This is a genomic window from Acinetobacter sp. TY1, assembly GCF_048551395.1.
In the GTDB taxonomy this organism is placed as follows: Bacteria; Pseudomonadota; Gammaproteobacteria; order Pseudomonadales; family Moraxellaceae; genus Acinetobacter.
The window spans coordinates 70,856-88,797 of record NZ_JBLYZK010000002.1 but is presented as its reverse complement, the minus strand read 5'-3'; the positions used below and the strand labels follow the sequence as shown (position 1 = coordinate 88,797).

Sequence of the window (17,942 nt, the reverse complement as noted above, 5' to 3'; positions counted from 1 at the left end):
TTAAATGTAGATTATTGAGCGATTGCTTCAGATGCAGCAGATGAATGTGTCGTTGCAACAGACTTTTGGCTTTGCTCTTTCATCTGTGTAGGCTGATCTGGATAAATCAAATATTTTGCACGTTTGTCGACATTTACATCATTCGCCAACTGTAAAGACCCTGTCTGACCACAAGCTGTCAAAAAAACACTCAGTGACAATAAGGCAATTTTGTGTGAATTTAATATAGTACGATACATCACTGTACCCAATAAAACGATTTTCTAAAGTATAGCCTGATCACTTGTACGATAAAAGCAAAAGCCCACGATTTACTCATAGGCTTTTCATATAAGTGAAATAGGTTAAGCTACTAAAATAGCAAGTTACGTGCTTATGTTGCCTGTATTTGCTTGAGAATTAGTTGATCTTTAATCTGATCATCTGTACTTAGTAGCAAAATTTTACTTAAAATCGGGCTCAGCATTTCATCATCTTCAAAAGGCAATAAAATGCTTTGTAGCGAGATATCCTCCAAACACTTTTCAGGCACAATACATAAATAATGATCATTCAGTGACATCCAAATATGCGCCCTGTACCTAAATGAATTTTGTATTCATGCAGTGTTCGTTCCTACAACGTAAATAAACGCTTGTTCTAAACGTCACTGTGTTGCAATTTTCAGTTTAGATACAATTAAATCGAACGTATGTCCGCGAGTGGCTATCAACTGACTATTCGAATATGGATGACCTACCTGATAATATTGAAGCATATCTTCAGGAAAACCATGCAAATCTAAGATAAATCCAAACCAATTGAACAACCCTGAATTAAGTAATCAACATTTCTCATCACTTCAGACAAAACTATTCCAGGTACTTTTCCTAAAGCTAATTTTCCATAGTCACTATAGAACTCAACATATTGAGTTTAATATATGCATATACCCCAGTATTAGTGAGCAATTCCAGATTGTATGGAAAATCTATATTTAAAATAGCATGAATCCCATTACAATAACGAGATGGCGCACTCACATTATCCTATCCATCTCAAAATACCGTGTGAAATAACATGGTCTTACCAAAAAGAATATTCCCATTGACATTGTTGAATAAAATAATGCTCAAAATCTTTGGCGTAAATATTTAAATTTTTACTCAATTCACTCACACGCTGCCATAAATCTTTTAATTCTCTAGACGTTTAAAACCTTTTCTGCTGTATCTGTTGACATTTTATCTGCAATGATCTGAAATTGGACAACAATACACTGTTCAAAAATCTGCTTCAGTGTTGTTATTTGATACTCAATTTCAAGTTTTAAATAATCCTAGATTTTCCCTGTACTCGTTTCTTTCTGAGTCGCAATGGTCGGCATATTTTTCTCTTTTAGTTTTTAAATTTATTTATATAAAAATAATATAATTAAAAAACAATATTTTCCAATATCAAACGACACACACTGTCGTAAAAATAAAAACTGCCGAATGTTCCCATTCGACAGTTTTTTATCATACAACTTCGATGCGATTATTTTTTCTTATAAAAAGTAAAATAACCAATTGCAAGGATAATCAACCAAATTGGGCTTACCATCAAAGATTTAAGTGTATCTGGTTCTAAAGCTAAAATACCAATCGTACCAACAAAGAATGCCATAACCACATAACATGTGATTGGACCACCTGGTAGTTTAAATACCGATTTTGCATGTAACTCTGGGCGTGTTTTGTAATACACCAAGTAGCTCCACAAAATGATAATCCACACCAAAATAAACAAGATGGTTGATAGTGTTGTCGCCAAAGTAAAGGCTTCAACGGTATTTGGTACAAAGTACTGTAATGCAGCCCCACCTAATAAACACACGCCTGAAAAGTACAATGCGTTTGCTGGTACAGCACGTTTATTTAAGCGACCAAATGCTTTCGGACCTTGCTCTTCACGTGACAAACCAAATAACATACGGCTTGTTGAGAATACACCACTGTTCATTGATGACATCACTGAAGATAACACCACCAAATTCATAATGATTGCAGCAGCAGCAATACCTGCTTGGCTAAACAAGTTTACAAATGGGCTGACTTTTGGATCAATAGCATTCCACGGTGTTACTGACATCACAATAATCAATGCCAATACATAGAAGAAAATGATACGAATTGGAATTGAATTTACCGCTTTTGGTAAATTCTTTTCAGGATCTTTGGTTTCCGCAGCCGTTGTACCGACGAGCTCAACACCTACGAATGCAAAAATTGCAATTTGGAAGCCTGCCAAGAAGCCTTCAAAACCTTTCGGGAAAAAACCTCCATGAGACCAAAGATTTGTAAATGAAGCGACTTGACCTGTTGCAGCAGATTCAAAACCTGTAAAGATCATCCAAAAACCGACTAAAATCAGTACGACAATGGCAATAATTTTAATCAGTGCAAACCAGAACTCGAGTTCACCAAACAATTTTACAGTGACTAAATTTAGCCCCATGATAAAAAAGATAGCGGCAACACTAATCAAAGCACCTTCAGTTGGACTAAAGGGTAGTCCGTTATTGAAAAACTGTAAGTAATAAATAATCGCCGATAAATCTGCGATACCAATCGTGATCCAACACAACCAGTAGGTCCATCCGACAAAATAACCTGCCCAAGGACCAATTAAGTCTGTAGAGAAATCGATAAATGATTTGTATTGTAAATTTGAAAGTAATAATTCACCAAGCGCACGCATGACGAAAAACACCATCAAACCAATGATCATGTAAATAAATAAAATTGAGGGTCCAGCTAAACTGATGGTCTTACCTGACCCCATAAATAACCCTGTACCAATCGCACCACCAATCGCGATTAACTGCAAGTGTCTATTTGAAAGACTTCTTGCTAACTCTCCACCTTCGGAAGCGTTGTAATTTCCATTTGACATTTTTTAATTCGACTAAAGCAAATAGTCTTCACAAATTAGCTGATTTTTTTCTAAAGTAAAAATTTTTTTTTGAACTGATTATTAATTATTACCACTTGTTTTTAAACAACGGTCAAATACACCAAACTACGACCACTACAACATTTAAGAAATATTAAAATAAAATAATAAAAATCATATATTAAAATTTATTATGATTTTAGCATTATAGAAAAATATTCGGACTTGTATCTCAATTAAATCTATGTCAAAAAAGAAAAAGATTGAAAAAAACAATATAGATCAGTCATAAAAATTAATTAAGGAGTAATCAATACCACGAAAAATAGAATAGTGCATCATCAAAATAACAAGGATGGCATAACAATTGCTCGCTTAATCAGGCTGTTATGTATAAAAATGGACAGATAAAAAGAAGGTACTATGCAAAATATTCAATCGATTATGGAAACACTCAGCGCTTGGGTCTGGGGACCTTATATGCTGATTTTACTGGTTGGAACAGGTGTATTTCTCACCTTTCGACTGATGTTTTTACAATTCCGCTTACTTCCTTTTGCCTTTAAGCAAGTCTTTGGTCGTCATGAAAAATCTAAAGATCATGAGGGTGATATTTCCCATTTTGGTGCACTTATGACTGCACTGTCAGCGACCATTGGGACAGGCAATATTGCTGGGGTCGCCACTGCATGCGTACTCGGTGGTCCTGGGGCAGTTTTCTGGATGTGGATGACCGCACTTGTAGGTATGGCAACCAAATACGGTGAAGCTGTGCTTGCAGTAAAGTATAGAACCACAAATGAAAATGGGCAAAAATCAGGCGGGCCTATGTACTATATTGAGCATGGTCTCAAGTGGAAATGGCTTGCTGTTTTATTTGCCCTATTTGGAACCATTGCTTCTTTTGGAATTGGTAGCTCAGTCCAATCCAACACTGTCGCACTCGCTGTACAAAACAGTATGGGCATTGAAACGTGGATTACAGGTGTTGTCATTACGGTATTTTCTGCATTGGTCATTTTAGGTGGTATTAAATCCATTGCAAAAGCTGCAACATTCATCGTTCCTATTATGGCAATTGGCTATGTATTAGGTGGTTTAGCCATTATTTTAACAAATTTAAATTTGGTAATTCCCGCACTCAAACTCATTTTTGTCGATGCTTTTACAGGTCAGGCTGTTGCTGGAGGTGCGATTGGGGCAGTGATTCGCTATGGTGTAGCACGAGGTGTCTTTTCAAATGAAGCTGGCATGGGTTCTGCGCCCATTGCTGCTGCAGCAGCTAAAACCGATCACCCTGTTCGTCAAGGTCTAGTCTCTATGACAGGGACATTTATTGACACGATTATTGTTTGTAGTATTACAGGCATTGTTCTTGTTATGGGATATATTGTTGCAGGTAATACATTTGGTACGGAAACAGGTGCAGTATTGACCACCCATATTTTTGATCGATTACTTCCTGGTGTCGGTGGTTGGGTTGTCACTTTTGGTATTATCTTCTTTGCCTATTCTACAATTTTAGGTTGGTGCTATTATGGGGAAAAATGCGCAACTTATTTATTAGGTGAAAAATTTGTTCTCATTTATCGCCTGATTTATATCGCTACAGTGTTTATCGGCACAGTCGCAACACTAGATTTAGTATGGCTCTTCGCAGATACATTTAATGGTCTGATGGCAATTCCAAACTTAATTGCACTCTTACTTCTGTCAACCGTTATTGTGAAAGAAACCAAAGACTTTTTGGATAAACGCAAATCAGGCGAATTGTACTAAGTATAATTTTCTTGATTTTAATTATTAAACAAAAATAGCATCGCATCAGGGCGACAAAAATAGTCGCTCTTTTCTTTAATCCACTTTTTATAGTCTCATTTTCTCATTAAAATCATCTTCTAAAATCACTAGTAAAATCATGTATAGTGATTGAGCTTTTTATGGATGATCTCAATTATGGCTAAAGTTAAATCTGTTTACCGTTGCGAACAATGTGGTGCTGACCATTCTAAATGGGCAGGTCAATGTTCAGAGTGTGGTGAATGGAATTCTTTAACCGAAGTTCGTATTGAGCCAACGGTCACACATCGTGCTAAACCTATGGGTGGCGGTTATACAGGACAAGCTGCCAATGTTACCTTGCTCAATCAAATTACCGTATCCAATGAAACACGTCTAGGCACGGGGATAAGTGAATTTGACCGTGTATTGGGTGGTGGTCTGGTCACAGGTTCTGTCGTACTGATTGGTGGTGATCCCGGTATTGGTAAATCGACCATTTTGTTACAAACTGCCACTTATATGGCAGCCGCAAATAGTTCAGCACTCTATGTAACAGGTGAAGAGTCTCTTTCTCAAGTGGCTTTACGCGCCAATCGACTTGATTTACCGACAGATCGACTACAAGTCATGGCAGAAACCTGCGTAGAACGTATTTGTGAAACTTTAGCTCAAATACGGCCTGCTGTTGCCATCCTTGATTCAATTCAAACGCTTTATACCGAAACCTTACAATCTGCGCCAGGTGGAGTTTCACAAATTCGTGAATCTGCCGCGCTACTCACACGTTTTGCGAAAAATAGTGGCACTGCACTATTTATTGTCGGTCATGTAACCAAAGAAGGTTCTCTTGCAGGTCCTCGTGTACTAGAACATATGGTCGATTGCGTTTTATATTTTGAAGGACAGTCTGATTCGCGCTACCGTATGATTCGTGCAGTCAAAAATCGTTTTGGTGCAGTCAATGAACTCGGTGTTTTTGGCATGACCGATAAAGGTCTAAAAGAAGTTGCCAATCCATCTGCAATTTTCCTTAGTCGCTATGATGAAGCCATTCCCGGTTCAATTGTAATGATTAGCCGAGAAGGCACACGCCCACTTTTAGTTGAGGTACAGGCATTAGTTGATGATGCTCATGGACAGCCTCGTCGTGTTGCACTTGGCTTAGAGCAAAACCGCTTAAATATGCTTCTTGCCGTCATGCATCGCCATGGCGGTGTTCAAACATCAGGACAAGACGTATATGTCAATGTCGTGGGTGGCTTAAAAATCACTGAAACAGGTTCAGATCTTGCGGTACTACTGGCTTGCGCTTCAAGTTTACGCTCCAAAGCGCTTCCTCAACATTTAGCGGTATTTGGTGAAGTCGGATTATCAGGTGAAATTCGTCCCGTACCTAACGGTCAAGAACGCTTAAAAGAAGCCATTAAACATGGTTTCAAATACATTATTGTCCCACGTGGTAATGCACCACAAAAAAACATTCCCGGTGTACAAATTATTGCAGTAGCTCGTTTACACGAAGCTTTGACAGAAGCAATGCAACTCAGTGATGAATCATAATTTTGACCACCAGTTATAAAAAATAATTTTAAAAGTACTTTTTGAGAATTCAGCGTTAAGAATATCCGCTGAATTCTCTTTTTAAAGATCAATTCATCTCATATGATAAACGCATTCAACTTCATAGCTATTTTTTAAATTTATATCTGACAACCTCATTATTCCTCTTTAAAAATATTCGTTATATTTGTGTGAATTTTAGTCCAAAAATCTAACACATCCATTGAAATTCATAGCAAAAGACTGCATAAAGAACATTGATACTTTTTGATTTATTAAAAATAGGAATTCTCAATGGAAGTTCGACAGCGTGGCTTGATGGCAGGTCTATTAATGGCAACTTTAGTGGTTGCTCCTTTAGCTGAAGCGAAACGTGCTGGTGGCGGTAAAAGTCATGGTATGAGCCGTTCTGCTGCTCCAAGTCAGTCATCTCAGCAAACCCGCCAAGCAACCCCTGCTCAACAACCGATGGCTCCTGCTACAGCACCACAGAAATCTGGTCCAGGTGTCGGTGGTATGGTTGCAGCTGGTGTTGCTGGTGCTGCAATTGGTGCGGTTGCTGCCAATGCAATGGCGGATGACAATGCTAATCCTGCAAAAACTGATGCGACTGCACAACAGCAAGCACAAGCAGCTCAACAGGAAGAAGAGAAAGGTGGAATCCCTAGTTGGATTTGGCTTCTTGTGATTGGTGGTGCTGCATTCTTCTTGTTCCGTAAATTCGGCGCAAAAAAAAAATTAGCAACCAATAACCCTTATGCACCAAACAATGCAGGTCCTACATCTGCACCGTTTGGTCAGAATAATGCAACACAACGTACTGCTTCAGGCACGAACACCAATATTTTTGGTCAAGCAGTCGGTGGCGGTGCGCCTGTTCAAGCACCTTTTGGTTCTGCATCTACTCAAAGTGGAAACCAGTTACCCGACGGTACTGAACCTGCTGCATTCTTACGTATTGCTCGTCAGCGTTTCAATCATATTCAGTCAATGAATACGGCAAGCAATATCACTGAAATTCAGCGTTATTTAACACCTGATCTTTACCAGTCGATGTATAACGACATTATGACGAACCAAGATCAAGATGTTGCTGAATTTTCAAACTTAAATGCAATGGTTGCAGACAGTGCAACTGACAATGGTCAATTCATTGTCAGCGTACGTTTTACTGGTACAGTCAGTGAAGACTTAAACAGTGCACCTGTCCCATTCTCTGAAATTTGGCATTTTGTGAAACCTACGGGTTCGACACAAGATTGGTTAGTTGCAGGCATTCAACAAGAAAGTTAATTTCTTATTGAAAGTGAACAAACAAAAAAACCAGTGCTTCGACACTGATTTTTTTGTTTTGAATAAAGATTAAGAACAATAATCTATTTGTTGATTTTCTATTAAAGACAATGCCGCTTTCCATGCAATTTGGATAATCGGTTCGGCAGCATCACTCTCAAACTGCTTCACTGTATATGCACAAACTTCCGCACTAGGATAGTGTAATGTAGAACTACTCATGGCTTTAATTTGCACCTGACAAGCTCGCTCTAAAAAGTAGATTTCATGGAATGCCCGAGCCACACTATCTCCTGTGGATAATAATCCATGATTACGCAAAATCATGCATCTATACTGCCCCATATCTGTAACTAAACGCTCACGCTCAGCCGTTGAAAATGCAATACCTTCGTACTCATGATAGGCAATATTGTTATAAAATTTGAGTGCATGTTGTGATAGTGGCAATAAACCCTGCTCCTGTGCTGAAACCGCAATTCCATCAGCAGTATGGGTATGAATGACACAGTGGATATTCTCGCGTGCATGATGTAAAGCTGAATGAATAACAAAACCAGCAACATTTACCATTTTACCTTGATCATATTCTTCAACAATTCTTCCTTCATGATCAATTTTAACCAAATCAGATGCTTTCATACGGTCAAAAGTCACACCATAACAATTTATTAAAAAATGTTCTGGTTCATTAGGTACACGTAAACTGATATGGGTATCAATTAAATCGGTCATTATATAATAGGCAATCAGTCGATACAGGGCTGCCAATTCACAACGTGCATTCCACTCAGCCTCCTTAATATGACTTGGTCTAGTCTGTTCAAGTCTATCCATTTTTAAAATCCTTTTTGAATCATTGCTTTAATGCTTATTTTCGTATTACAACAATACGTCTTATCACTTATAGCATGCTTTTTTTATATCACTTGTGATGCTCATGAAAATATCATTTTTTTAATCATAAAAAAAAGCCCTGAATTGTCAGAGCTTTTTATTTAAACATAACTCAAAATTAACGTTGCGGTAACGGAATGAACTGAGAGTTAGTTGGCTGAACCTTACGCTCACCCACTTTCACGGTTAGATCAAGTTGTTTACCATCACGAATGACCACAATTTTAATCTCAGAATTTGGTGCTTGAAGCGCAACATAATTAATTAAATGTGAAGTTGATGTAATGACTTCATCATTTACTTTAATTATATTATCACCCACTTTCAACCCTGCCATTGCTGCTGGCCCTGTCTTCAACACATCTGCAACGACTACACCTGCTTGACGCGGTTTCAACACATCATCTTGTTGCGGTGCCATCAGACTAATGCCTAACCATCCACGAACGACTCGACCATCTTTCAAAATCGAATTCATCACTTGTTGACAAATTTTTGCAGGAATCGCGAAACCAATGCCCAATGAACCACCGGATTGAGAAAAAATAGCCGTATTGACACCAATTAAATTTCCTGCAACATCAATCAGCGCGCCACCTGAGTTACCAGGATTAATCGCAGCATCCGTTTGAATAAAATCTTCGTAAGTATTAATTCCTAAATCTGAACGACCTGTCGCAGAAATAATCCCTTGTGTCACCGTTTGCCCTACACCAAATGGGTTACCAATCGCTAAAACAACATCACCGACTTCATTACCACTGAGTTTAAAAGGTAAAACGGGTAATTTATCAAGCTCAATTTTAATTACAGCAATATCGGTATCGGGATCTGTACCAATCACTTTCGCAACTGCACGGCGACCATCTTGTAATGCAACAACAATTTGATCAGCCTGCGCAATCACATGATTATTTGTCAAAATATAACCATCTGGGCGCACAATCACGCCTGAACCCAAACTATTCTCACTATCACCCTGATTTTCTTCAGGTATTTGATTACCAAAAAATTCACGGAATGCAGGATCATTAAGTAAAGGATGTTTTTGTTTTACTTTTTGTGTCGTAAAAATATTGACCACAGCAGGTGCTGCTACTTTTACCGCAGCATTATATGAAACCACCCCACCTGTACGGGTCGTATCGACCAACGGTTCAACTTTTTCCGCAGGCATTTTTACACCATCAGCTGAAATGGGTGCTTTTGGCTGATGGAACTTCTGCCAACCGATAAAGCTAGCAATCACAATCACAAGTAATACCCAAGGTAACCAAGTAAATGAACGGCGCACTGTATTATCCTCGAATTTTTTTTAATATATTGATGAATCTAACATTTTCATTATTGTAATCAAATTTTAGTCCAATACCTAAATTTCATTTTAAAGATTTGTTCAGCTTTAGTTACAATTCAAAATATGCTTTGATGTCTGTATATTTTTTTGTTCTATTTTAGGTTTGATATGACAACACTTCAGGACATTATTCAGTGGTGTGATCACACCCTCAAAGCAGCAGAATTCAAAGATTACGCACCAAACGGCTTACAAATTGAAGGTAAGACCGAAGTACGTAAAATTTTATGCGCGGTGACTGCATCCCAAGATGCGATTGATGCAGCAATTGCCCAAAATGCTGACCTGTTACTTGTACATCATGGCTTTTTTTGGAAAGGTGAAGCCTACCCTATTACAGGCATGCGTGGTAAACGGATTAAATCACTCATTCAAAATGATATTTCTTTGGTCGGCTACCATCTTCCTTTAGATAGTCACCCAACTTTAGGAAATAATGCTGCCATTGCAGATATTTTAGAGTTAGACAATATTGGACCTTTAGATCCTAGTGAGCGTCATCCTATTGGCAATATTGGCTATTTAAAAAATGCCATCTCACCTGAAGGCTTCAAAAACTTAGTCACTGAAAAATTAGGTTTTAATGCGATTCACTTACCTGCAGAAAAATCACTCATTCAAAAAGTTGGTTTCTGTACAGGTGGTGCACAAGATTTTATTGCTCAAGCAGCAAAAATGAACTGTGACGCCTATATTTCAGGTGAAGTTTCAGAGCGCACTTTCTATGAAGCCAAAGAATTAAATGTGCATTATTATGCCTGTGGGCACCATGCAACTGAACGCTATGGTGTGCAACGACTCGCCAAAGCTATTTCAGAACAGTTTAATATTGAGTATAGTTATTTCGAATTGAACAATCCGATTTAATATTTTGGGTTATTTTCATCGATCTGATTTTGGCATTTTTCTTTATTCGTATAAATTCAGACATTATTGTGTATTGTTATTTGTCGCAATGCACATTTATTCTTAGAATCTATTACAATAAAGCCACTTAATGTCAAAACCCAGCAAAAAGCAAGGAATTGAAAACATGACAACGATTACTTTACCAGCACTTCCATATGGTTACGAAGATCTTGCACCGCACATCAGCAAAGAAACTTTAGAATTTCACCATGACAAACACCACAACACTTATGTTGTAAACCTAAACAACCTGATCAAAGGCACTGACCTTGAAGGTAAAACTTTAGAAGAAATCATCGTTGCTGTTGCAGGCGATGCTTCTAAAGCAGGTGTGTTCAACAATGCTGCTCAAGTATGGAACCACACGTTCTATTGGAACTGTATGGCTAAAAATGGTGGCGGCGCAGCGACTGGTGCTTTAGCGACTAAAATTGATGAAGCTTTCGGTTCTTATGAAAAATTTGCTGAAGAATTTGCTGCCGCTGCAACAACTCAATTCGGTTCAGGTTGGGCTTGGTTAGTTGCTGATAAAGCAAATGGTGACCTTTCTATTCTTAAAACTGCAAATGCAGATACTCCACTTGCTCATGGCAAAGTTGCAGTATTAACAATTGACGTTTGGGAACATGCTTATTACATCGATTTCCGTAATGCACGTCCTGTTTACATCAAAACTTTCCTTGAAAGCCTTGTAAACTGGGATTATGCAAACGCTAAATATGCAGGTCTTGCTGCTGGTGTTGAAAAATAAGAATTAAAATTTTAATTCTTTAAAAAATCGTCCTTTTGGGCGATTTTTTTATATTGAATGATGCATCTGTACTCAATAAATAAAACCCTGTTTAAAATGGATTAAACAATAGAGTTGTTTTTCCTATTCCGTGAAAAACACCTATGTAAAAATTTATAATTTTTACAATCCATACTTCTTTATGACTGCAATATAAGATCAAAATATAAAAATTGTTGAAAAAACTTAAGCACTGACAATGCAAAATGTTGAAATATAATCAAATCATTCACCCAAATGAGTTTAAAAACTTCAAAAATAATCAATATATAAGCAAAAACTTCGAATCTGAACAATAAAAAAACACTTAACCTTTTTTTCTTGTCATTTTGCTTGACCACTTTCCATTTCATCCATAGAATGCGCATCAGATTCTCCAATAGCTCAGTCGGTAGAGCGACGGACTGTTAATCCGCAGGTCCCTGGTTCGAGCCCAGGTTGGAGAGCCATCTATTCTTCCATAGCTCAGTCGGTAGAGCGACGGACTGTTAATCCGCAGGTCCCTGGTTCGAACCCAGGTGGAAGAGCCAGATTCTAAAAAGCCCACTCATTATGAAGTGGGCTTTTTTATGCATATATTTTCTAAAATAGCTCTTCAATAATTCCAAATCACATAAAGATAATACTGTAGCCTCCTCTTAAAATAAAAGGCAATCCATTTACCTTTAATCATACAAGCATAATGTTCAATCAAACTTAATAATGCTTATTTTTAAAACATTTAAATAAAAAATATAGCTTTTTATGACTTTCTTCCTTGACCGATTCGCATTTGCCACATAGAATGCGCATCAGATTCTCCAATAGCTCAGTCGGTAGAGCGACGGACTGTTAATCCGCAGGTCCCTGGTTCGAGCCCAGGTTGGAGAGCCAAATTCTAAAAACCCACTCAATTGAGTGGGTTTTTCTTATTCAACTGATTTTTTCATTCTCATGCCTGACACATCACAGTTAGTCTTTTTTTTCATTGGTTGCTGTGCAACTTTGGCACTCTTGTTTATTCTTTTTGGACAGCGTTTTTTTCATTCTCAAGATTATTATGCTCGCAGAGTGATTACTCCATTTGAACAAAAAATGTTTCTCCGTTTAAATGAAGCTTTTCCACAACACCACATTCTTGCACAAGTCGCCTTTAGCGCACTGATCACCAGCCAACAATATAAACTACGAGCGAAATTCAATCGTAAAGTGACTGATTTTGTGATTTTAGATATGCAAATGCAGGTGATCGCAATTATTGAACTTGATGATCCTTCCCACATTGGCAAGGAGAAGGAAGATGCAAGTCGAGATAAGATGTTAACTCAGGCAGGTTACAAGGTTTCTCGTTATACCGAAATCCCAAGTATTCGAACATTAAAAAAAGATATTATTCACTAAAAATAAAAGCACTTAATGTGCCACTACAGTTGAAACATGTTCAGCCGTTTCTTGAGCTTCACGCTCTGCAATTCTCTGAGCTTGTTCCAATCGAATTTGATCATATTCACGTTTATTTTCTGCATCATTTTTTGCCGCAAAAAAAACAATCGCCAAAATTACGATCGGAATCATGACTGCTAAGGTTCCAAACAGAATAATACGGGATTTTTTTTGGGAATCATTTTGCATCATTACAGTCCTACAATTTCATGCACAACAAACTACTCGATTTATTGTAATGACACAATCCTTGGCAAGGATTTTCCTAGTAAGACTATGTATGATCATCTCTTACAATTTAAAGTCATCTAAACATAGAAATCGTAAATCGACATAGCCACCACGCTCTAAATTTTGTAGAATAAGCCCTCTCTTTCCTATGGTGCTGATCATGACCGCTTGGACTGCTCACGTTACTGTTGCAACCGTTGTCGAAAAAGACGGAAAATTCCTGTTTGTAGAAGAACATGGCGAAGGTGTAACGCATACTGTGTTCAATCAACCTGCAGGTCATGTCGAAGCAGGTGAATCTATTATTCAAGCGGCAATTCGTGAAACCATGGAAGAAACAGGTCATGCGGTCGATGTCGATGCCTTACTTGGCATTTATACTTATACACCCCCTATGTTTCCTGACCGTACTTATTATAGATTTTGCTTTTTAGCGCATGTACTTGAATATTTCCCTGAAGCTGAACTTGATACAGGCATTGTCGGCCCAAAGTGGATGACACTCGATGAATTACTCGAAACCGCTCGCGCACGTAGCCCCTTAGTGATTAAAGCTGTACAAGATGCGCTTTCTGGGCAAAAATACCCACTTTCGCTCATCTATGAGCACCAAAACTCTCCTTTCATTTCAAATTTGGATGCCTAATCCTATGCAACAACGTGTCATCGTCGGTATGTCGGGTGGTGTAGATTCATCTGTTTCTGCTGCACTTTTACTTCAACAAGGATATCAAGTTGAAGGGCTTTTCATGAAAAACTGGGAAGAAGATGATGGTACGGAATATTGCACCGCTATGGATGACCTTGCCGATGCGCAAGCCGTCTGCGATAAAATTGGCATCAAACTACATACAGCAAACTTTGCAATGGAATATTGGGATCGTGTGTTTGAGCATTTTCTAGCAGAATATGCTGCAGGTCGCACGCCAAATCCTGACATTTTATGTAATAAAGAAATTAAATTTCGTGCCTTTTTAGATCACGCCGTAAACTTAGGTGCAGACTTTATTGCTACAGGTCATTACTGTCGTCGTAGCGCAACAAAAACCAATTCTAAAGGCGATCAATATGCACCTTTACTACGTGGTGTAGATAATAACAAAGACCAAACTTACTTTTTACATGCTGTACATGGCCGTGAAATTAATAAGACATTATTCCCTGTTGGTGAAATTGAAAAGCCTCAAGTACGCAAAATTGCAGAAGAACTAGGTCTAGCAACTGCAAAGAAAAAAGACTCTACAGGTATTTGTTTTATTGGTGAACGCCGTTTTAATGACTTTTTAAAACAATACCTTCCGGCACAACCAGGTAAAATCGTACTTGATGATGGGAAAGTGGTTGGTGATCATCACGGCTTAATGTACTATACGCTCGGTCAGCGTGGCGGCATTGGTATTGGTGGACTAAAAGGTACTGAAGAAGGTGCTTGGTTTGTTCTACATAAAGATATTGAAAATAATCGCCTCGTGATTGGTCAAGGCCACGAACATCCGCTCATGCAAAGCACTATGCTGTGGTCGGAAACGATTGACTGGGTTGCAGGTGAACAAGCAATTCCTGAAACAGGTTTCCGCTGTACTGCAAAAACTCGTTATCGCCAAGCCGATCAAACCTGTACATTGTTTAAAGATAGCAATACATCCAATGGAGTACGTGTTGAGTTTGATGAACCGCAACGTGCTGTTACTCCAGGTCAAAGCGTTGTATTCTATACAGATGAAGTGTGTTTAGGTGGTGGTGTTATTCATCATACCAATGCACCAAAACCTGATTTTATTGACTAACATCATGATCATTAATGTGTAAAGGAATTAGGCATGGTTGAGTTGCCCTTTCAACAGCCTCAAACACTCAACCAACGTCAAAATAGAGCTTTGGCGTTGGCTGCCGTTTTTCAGGCAACACAGTTAACGCATATGACAGCCCTATCTGGTCGCCAAAACGTGGGGGACAGTAGCAACTTTTATTTTGAACAATTGATAAAAGCTAGCCTTAATATTCGTTCAAGTAAAACTGCATCATGCCAAACACTCAATTTTTTTACCCAATTGGCCGATATCTCACTTGGTCTAAAAACATTAGAAAGTAGTATTAGTCAGCCGTTCAATACCTCACCAAAATCAAAATTGCCTAAACTATCCGCTGCAAAACTACCCATGTCCTATGCCATGTCGCTTTTGGCATTGGAAAAGAAGGTCTATAGCAACCCTAAATATGTCGAAATTATTGAGCAGTCTCAGCAAAAAATACTGCGACAACTGTCTTTTTTCGACAATAATTATATGCACCCCAGTATTATTGCCAACTTAGCGCAAACCTATGTAGAAACAGCAGGACAAATTAATCCTCGCATTATGGTTCGCGGCAATGCTGAGGCATTTAAAGATTCATCCCATACCAACCGTATTCGTGCTTCGCTCTTTACAGGCTTACAGATGGCGCACTTGTGGCGACAGCTCGGTGGTAGTTCGTGGAATATGATTTTCAGTAAACGTAAGTTACTTCAAGATATTCAGGATCTCGCTCGTTTACAGTATCAGGTGGTTTAACTGATGTGTAACACGCTTTTTTGTTTTACGTTTAATTCCAGCCTTTAAGGAATCGTTATGAACGCTTTAACCGCACTTTCTCCATTAGATGGACGCTACGCTAGCAAATGTGATGCTCTTCGTCCTTTCCTCTCTGAGTTTGGCTTAATCCATGCTCGTGTGACCGTTGAAGTACGTTGGTTGCAAGCGCTTGCAAATCGTCCTGAAATCACTGAAGTTCCACCATTTTCTACTGTAACCAATACAGCTTTAGATGCGATTTTGACTGATTTCTCCGAAGCCGATGCCAATCGCATTAAAGACATTGAACGTACAACGAACCACGATGTAAAAGCGGTTGAATATTTCCTGAAAGCAAAAATTGCACACATTGATGAGCTTAAAAATGCAGGTGAATTCATTCACTTTGCGTGTACATCTGAAGATATCAACAATTTGTCTCATGCATTAATGCTCAAAAGCGGTCGTGAAGTCCTTGTTGAATCTATGCAACAAATCGTTGATGCGATTGCAACTCTTGCTGAAACACATGCAGAACAACCTATGTTGTCACGTACACATGGTCAAACTGCAAGCCCAACAACTTTGGGTAAAGAAATGGCGAACGTGGCTTACCGCCTTGCACGTCAAATCAAACAATTCAAACAAGTTGAATTGTTAGGTAAAATTAATGGTGCTGTAGGTAACTATAACGCTCACTACTCTGCTTACCCTGAAATTAACTGGCCTGCACATTCGCAAGCTTTTGTTGAATCTTTAGGTTTAGATTTCAACCCGTACACCACACAAATTGAACCACACGATTACATCGCTGAAATGTTCGATGCATTACGCCGTTTCAATACAATCTTAATCGATTTTAACCGTGATGTTTGGGGTTATATCTCTCTAGGTTTCTTCAAACAACGTTTGAAAGATGGCGAAGTAGGCTCTTCAACGATGCCACACAAAGTAAACCCGATTGACTTTGAAAACTCTGAAGGAAACTTAGGTCTTGCCAATGCTGTCCTTGCTCATCTTGGCGAAAAATTGCCAATTTCTCGCTGGCAGCGTGATCTGACTGACTCAACTGTTCTTCGTAACATGGGTGTTGGTTTAGCACAAAGCTTAATCGCTTTTGAAGCATGCTTAAAAGGGATTGGTAAACTTGAGCTCAATGCAACACGCATTAATGAAGATTTAGACAATGCACAAGAAGTATTGGCTGAACCAATTCAAACCGTTATGCGTCGTTACAATGTTGAAAAACCATACGAAAAATTAAAGGCGTTGACTCGTGGTCAAGCAATGACGCGTGACATGATGGTTGATTTTGTCAATGGTAACGAACTTGAAGCTGTACCAGTAGCAGACCGTGCACGTTTAGCCGAAATGACACCTGCAACTTATACAGGTAATGCCGCTGAGCAAGCAAAACAAGTTAAAGATTTAATTTCAAAAATCTAAAAACTTACAAACATCATTCTTAAAAAACGAAGCTTCGGCTTCGTTTTTTATTCTATTCTGTTTAAACTAGCATGGACTAAACGTAAGAAAACAATAACATGCTCCATACAACAATCTATCACAGCTTCACTCAAAAACACTGGTTCACTTTAACTATACTTTTTATTGCAATCATACTTGCCAGCATCCATCCATTAGAATTTTCATCTTATCTATTGCATCAAGTCGGTACGGCTTTCATGTTGATTGTACTGATTCTCTGTCAAAAGAAAATTGGACTGAGTTTCTCTACATTCCTCCTTTATATATGCTTTTTACTTGTGCATGTTTTAGCGGCACATTATCTCTATTCTTATGTCCCCTATAATGATTGGATGATTCAATATCTACATTTTGACCTGAACAACGCCATGGGTTGGGATCGTAATATGTTCGATCGTTTAGTACATTTTTTTTATGGTCTATTATTATATCCATTTTTTTATCGACTATTTCAAGTTTGGTTACCCAGTCTAAGTCCCAAAATATGGTTTATTCTGGTGATTCAATTTGTCATGGCAAGCAGTTTATTATATGAATGGATTGAATGGTGGATTGCTATTGGCTTATCTCCCGAAGAAGCCGAAAACTACAATGGCCAACAAGGTGATATTTGGGATGCACACAAAGATATGTTCCTTGCAACGATTGGTGCCATATTTGCGGGACTATTTTTAAGTAAAAAGTGATCCATACCAAGCATGACAACGTAACGCAATTACATTAACATTGCACCCACTAAAATAAT

17 protein-coding genes and 3 tRNA genes are annotated in these 17,942 nt (G+C 38.4%); 14 read left to right on the top strand and 6 right to left on the bottom strand.

The features are described from left to right. Positions 1 to 11: 11 nt before the first annotated feature. The 3 genes from lptM to ACK2M2_RS01830 form a co-directional block, all read right to left on the bottom strand. Positions 12 to 239 carry an LPS translocon maturation chaperone LptM gene (gene lptM / locus ACK2M2_RS01840; RefSeq protein WP_419345937.1) on the bottom strand — a complete coding sequence of 76 codons (228 nt, stop codon included), beginning with the start codon at positions 237 to 239 and terminating at the stop codon, positions 12 to 14. 134 nt (positions 240 to 373) lie between these two features. After that, the gene (locus ACK2M2_RS01835) at positions 374 to 562 is read right to left on the bottom strand and encodes a hypothetical protein (protein ID WP_419345936.1); all 189 of its coding nucleotides are present in this window, start codon (positions 560 to 562) and stop codon (positions 374 to 376) included. 956 nt (positions 563 to 1,518) lie between these two features. Then, on the bottom strand, positions 1,519 to 2,916 hold the full coding sequence (locus ACK2M2_RS01830) for an amino acid permease (protein ID WP_409511937.1): 1,398 nt from the start codon (positions 2,914 to 2,916) through the stop codon (positions 1,519 to 1,521). 423 nt (positions 2,917 to 3,339) lie between these two features. On the opposite strand from ACK2M2_RS01830, the gene ACK2M2_RS01825 reads away from it, so the two are divergent. From ACK2M2_RS01825 to ACK2M2_RS01815, 3 genes are all read left to right on the top strand, one after another. After that, complete coding sequence (locus ACK2M2_RS01825; protein ID WP_409511936.1) at positions 3,340 to 4,695, top strand: alanine/glycine:cation symporter family protein; 1,356 nt, start codon at positions 3,340 to 3,342, stop codon at positions 4,693 to 4,695. A gap of 177 nt (positions 4,696 to 4,872) precedes the next feature. After that, complete coding sequence (gene radA / locus ACK2M2_RS01820; RefSeq protein ID WP_419345935.1) at positions 4,873 to 6,258, top strand: DNA repair protein RadA; 1,386 nt, start codon at positions 4,873 to 4,875, stop codon at positions 6,256 to 6,258. A 294-nt stretch (positions 6,259 to 6,552) separates the two neighbouring features. Next, positions 6,553 to 7,551 (top strand): Tim44 domain-containing protein, encoded by a 999-nt coding sequence (locus tag ACK2M2_RS01815; RefSeq protein ID WP_419345934.1) that lies wholly within the window; start codon positions 6,553 to 6,555, stop codon positions 7,549 to 7,551. A gap of 69 nt (positions 7,552 to 7,620) precedes the next feature. Here the strand turns inward: ACK2M2_RS01815 and ACK2M2_RS01810 are convergent, their stop codons facing one another. Together ACK2M2_RS01810 and ACK2M2_RS01805 are read right to left on the bottom strand one after the other, a co-directional pair. After that, positions 7,621 to 8,388, bottom strand: coding sequence for a class II aldolase/adducin family protein (locus ACK2M2_RS01810; RefSeq protein WP_419345933.1), 768 nt, complete (start codon positions 8,386 to 8,388; stop codon positions 7,621 to 7,623). A 178-nt stretch (positions 8,389 to 8,566) separates the two neighbouring features. After that, positions 8,567 to 9,742 (bottom strand): S1C family serine protease, encoded by a 1,176-nt coding sequence (locus tag ACK2M2_RS01805; RefSeq protein WP_419345932.1) that lies wholly within the window; start codon positions 9,740 to 9,742, stop codon positions 8,567 to 8,569. A 171-nt stretch (positions 9,743 to 9,913) separates the two neighbouring features. Here ACK2M2_RS01805 and ACK2M2_RS01800 point away from each other — a divergent pair, with 171 nt between their 5' ends. The 6 genes from ACK2M2_RS01800 (at position 9,914) to ACK2M2_RS01775 (ending at position 12,884) form a co-directional block, all read left to right on the top strand. Further along, positions 9,914 to 10,672 carry a Nif3-like dinuclear metal center hexameric protein gene (locus ACK2M2_RS01800; protein ID WP_409511931.1) on the top strand — a complete coding sequence of 253 codons (759 nt, stop codon included), beginning with the start codon at positions 9,914 to 9,916 and terminating at the stop codon, positions 10,670 to 10,672. Positions 10,673 to 10,838: 166 nt separating this feature from the next. After that, positions 10,839 to 11,465 (top strand): superoxide dismutase, encoded by a 627-nt coding sequence (locus ACK2M2_RS01795; protein WP_409511930.1) that lies wholly within the window; start codon positions 10,839 to 10,841, stop codon positions 11,463 to 11,465. A gap of 412 nt (positions 11,466 to 11,877) precedes the next feature. Further along, a tRNA-Asn gene (locus ACK2M2_RS01790) sits at positions 11,878 to 11,953 on the top strand. A gap of 5 nt (positions 11,954 to 11,958) precedes the next feature. Further along, positions 11,959 to 12,034 (top strand) — tRNA-Asn (locus ACK2M2_RS01785). Between the two features lie 267 nt (positions 12,035 to 12,301). Further along, positions 12,302 to 12,377, top strand: a tRNA-Asn gene (locus ACK2M2_RS01780). A 60-nt stretch (positions 12,378 to 12,437) separates the two neighbouring features. Continuing rightward, positions 12,438 to 12,884, top strand: coding sequence for a DUF2726 domain-containing protein (locus ACK2M2_RS01775; RefSeq protein WP_409511929.1), 447 nt, complete (start codon positions 12,438 to 12,440; stop codon positions 12,882 to 12,884). 12 nt (positions 12,885 to 12,896) lie between these two features. Here the strand turns inward: ACK2M2_RS01775 and ACK2M2_RS01770 are convergent, their stop codons facing one another. Continuing rightward, positions 12,897 to 13,115, bottom strand: a complete 219-nt coding sequence (locus ACK2M2_RS01770) for a hypothetical protein (protein WP_409511928.1) — start codon at positions 13,113 to 13,115, stop codon at positions 12,897 to 12,899. A 202-nt stretch (positions 13,116 to 13,317) separates the two neighbouring features. Between ACK2M2_RS01770 and ACK2M2_RS01765 the strand changes: the two genes are divergently transcribed. The 5 genes from ACK2M2_RS01765 (at position 13,318) to ACK2M2_RS01745 (ending at position 17,883) form a co-directional block, all read left to right on the top strand. Beyond that, complete coding sequence (locus tag ACK2M2_RS01765) at positions 13,318 to 13,803, top strand: NUDIX hydrolase (RefSeq protein WP_409511927.1); 486 nt, start codon at positions 13,318 to 13,320, stop codon at positions 13,801 to 13,803. Between the two features lie 4 nt (positions 13,804 to 13,807). Then, positions 13,808 to 14,944: a tRNA 2-thiouridine(34) synthase MnmA gene (gene mnmA / locus ACK2M2_RS01760; protein WP_419345931.1), complete on the top strand. Its 1,137-nt coding sequence runs from the start codon at positions 13,808 to 13,810 to the stop codon at positions 14,942 to 14,944. A gap of 33 nt (positions 14,945 to 14,977) precedes the next feature. Then, entirely contained in the window at positions 14,978 to 15,709 is a 732-nt protein-coding gene (hflD, locus tag ACK2M2_RS01755) for a high frequency lysogenization protein HflD (protein WP_409511925.1), read from the top strand. A 57-nt stretch (positions 15,710 to 15,766) separates the two neighbouring features. Beyond that, a complete protein-coding gene (gene purB / locus ACK2M2_RS01750; RefSeq protein ID WP_419345930.1) occupies positions 15,767 to 17,155 on the top strand; it encodes an adenylosuccinate lyase in 1,389 nt (462 codons plus the stop codon). A gap of 98 nt (positions 17,156 to 17,253) precedes the next feature. After that, the gene (locus ACK2M2_RS01745) at positions 17,254 to 17,883 is read left to right on the top strand and encodes a DUF2238 domain-containing protein (protein WP_419345929.1); all 630 of its coding nucleotides are present in this window, start codon (positions 17,254 to 17,256) and stop codon (positions 17,881 to 17,883) included. Positions 17,884 to 17,942: the final 59 nt, after the last annotated feature.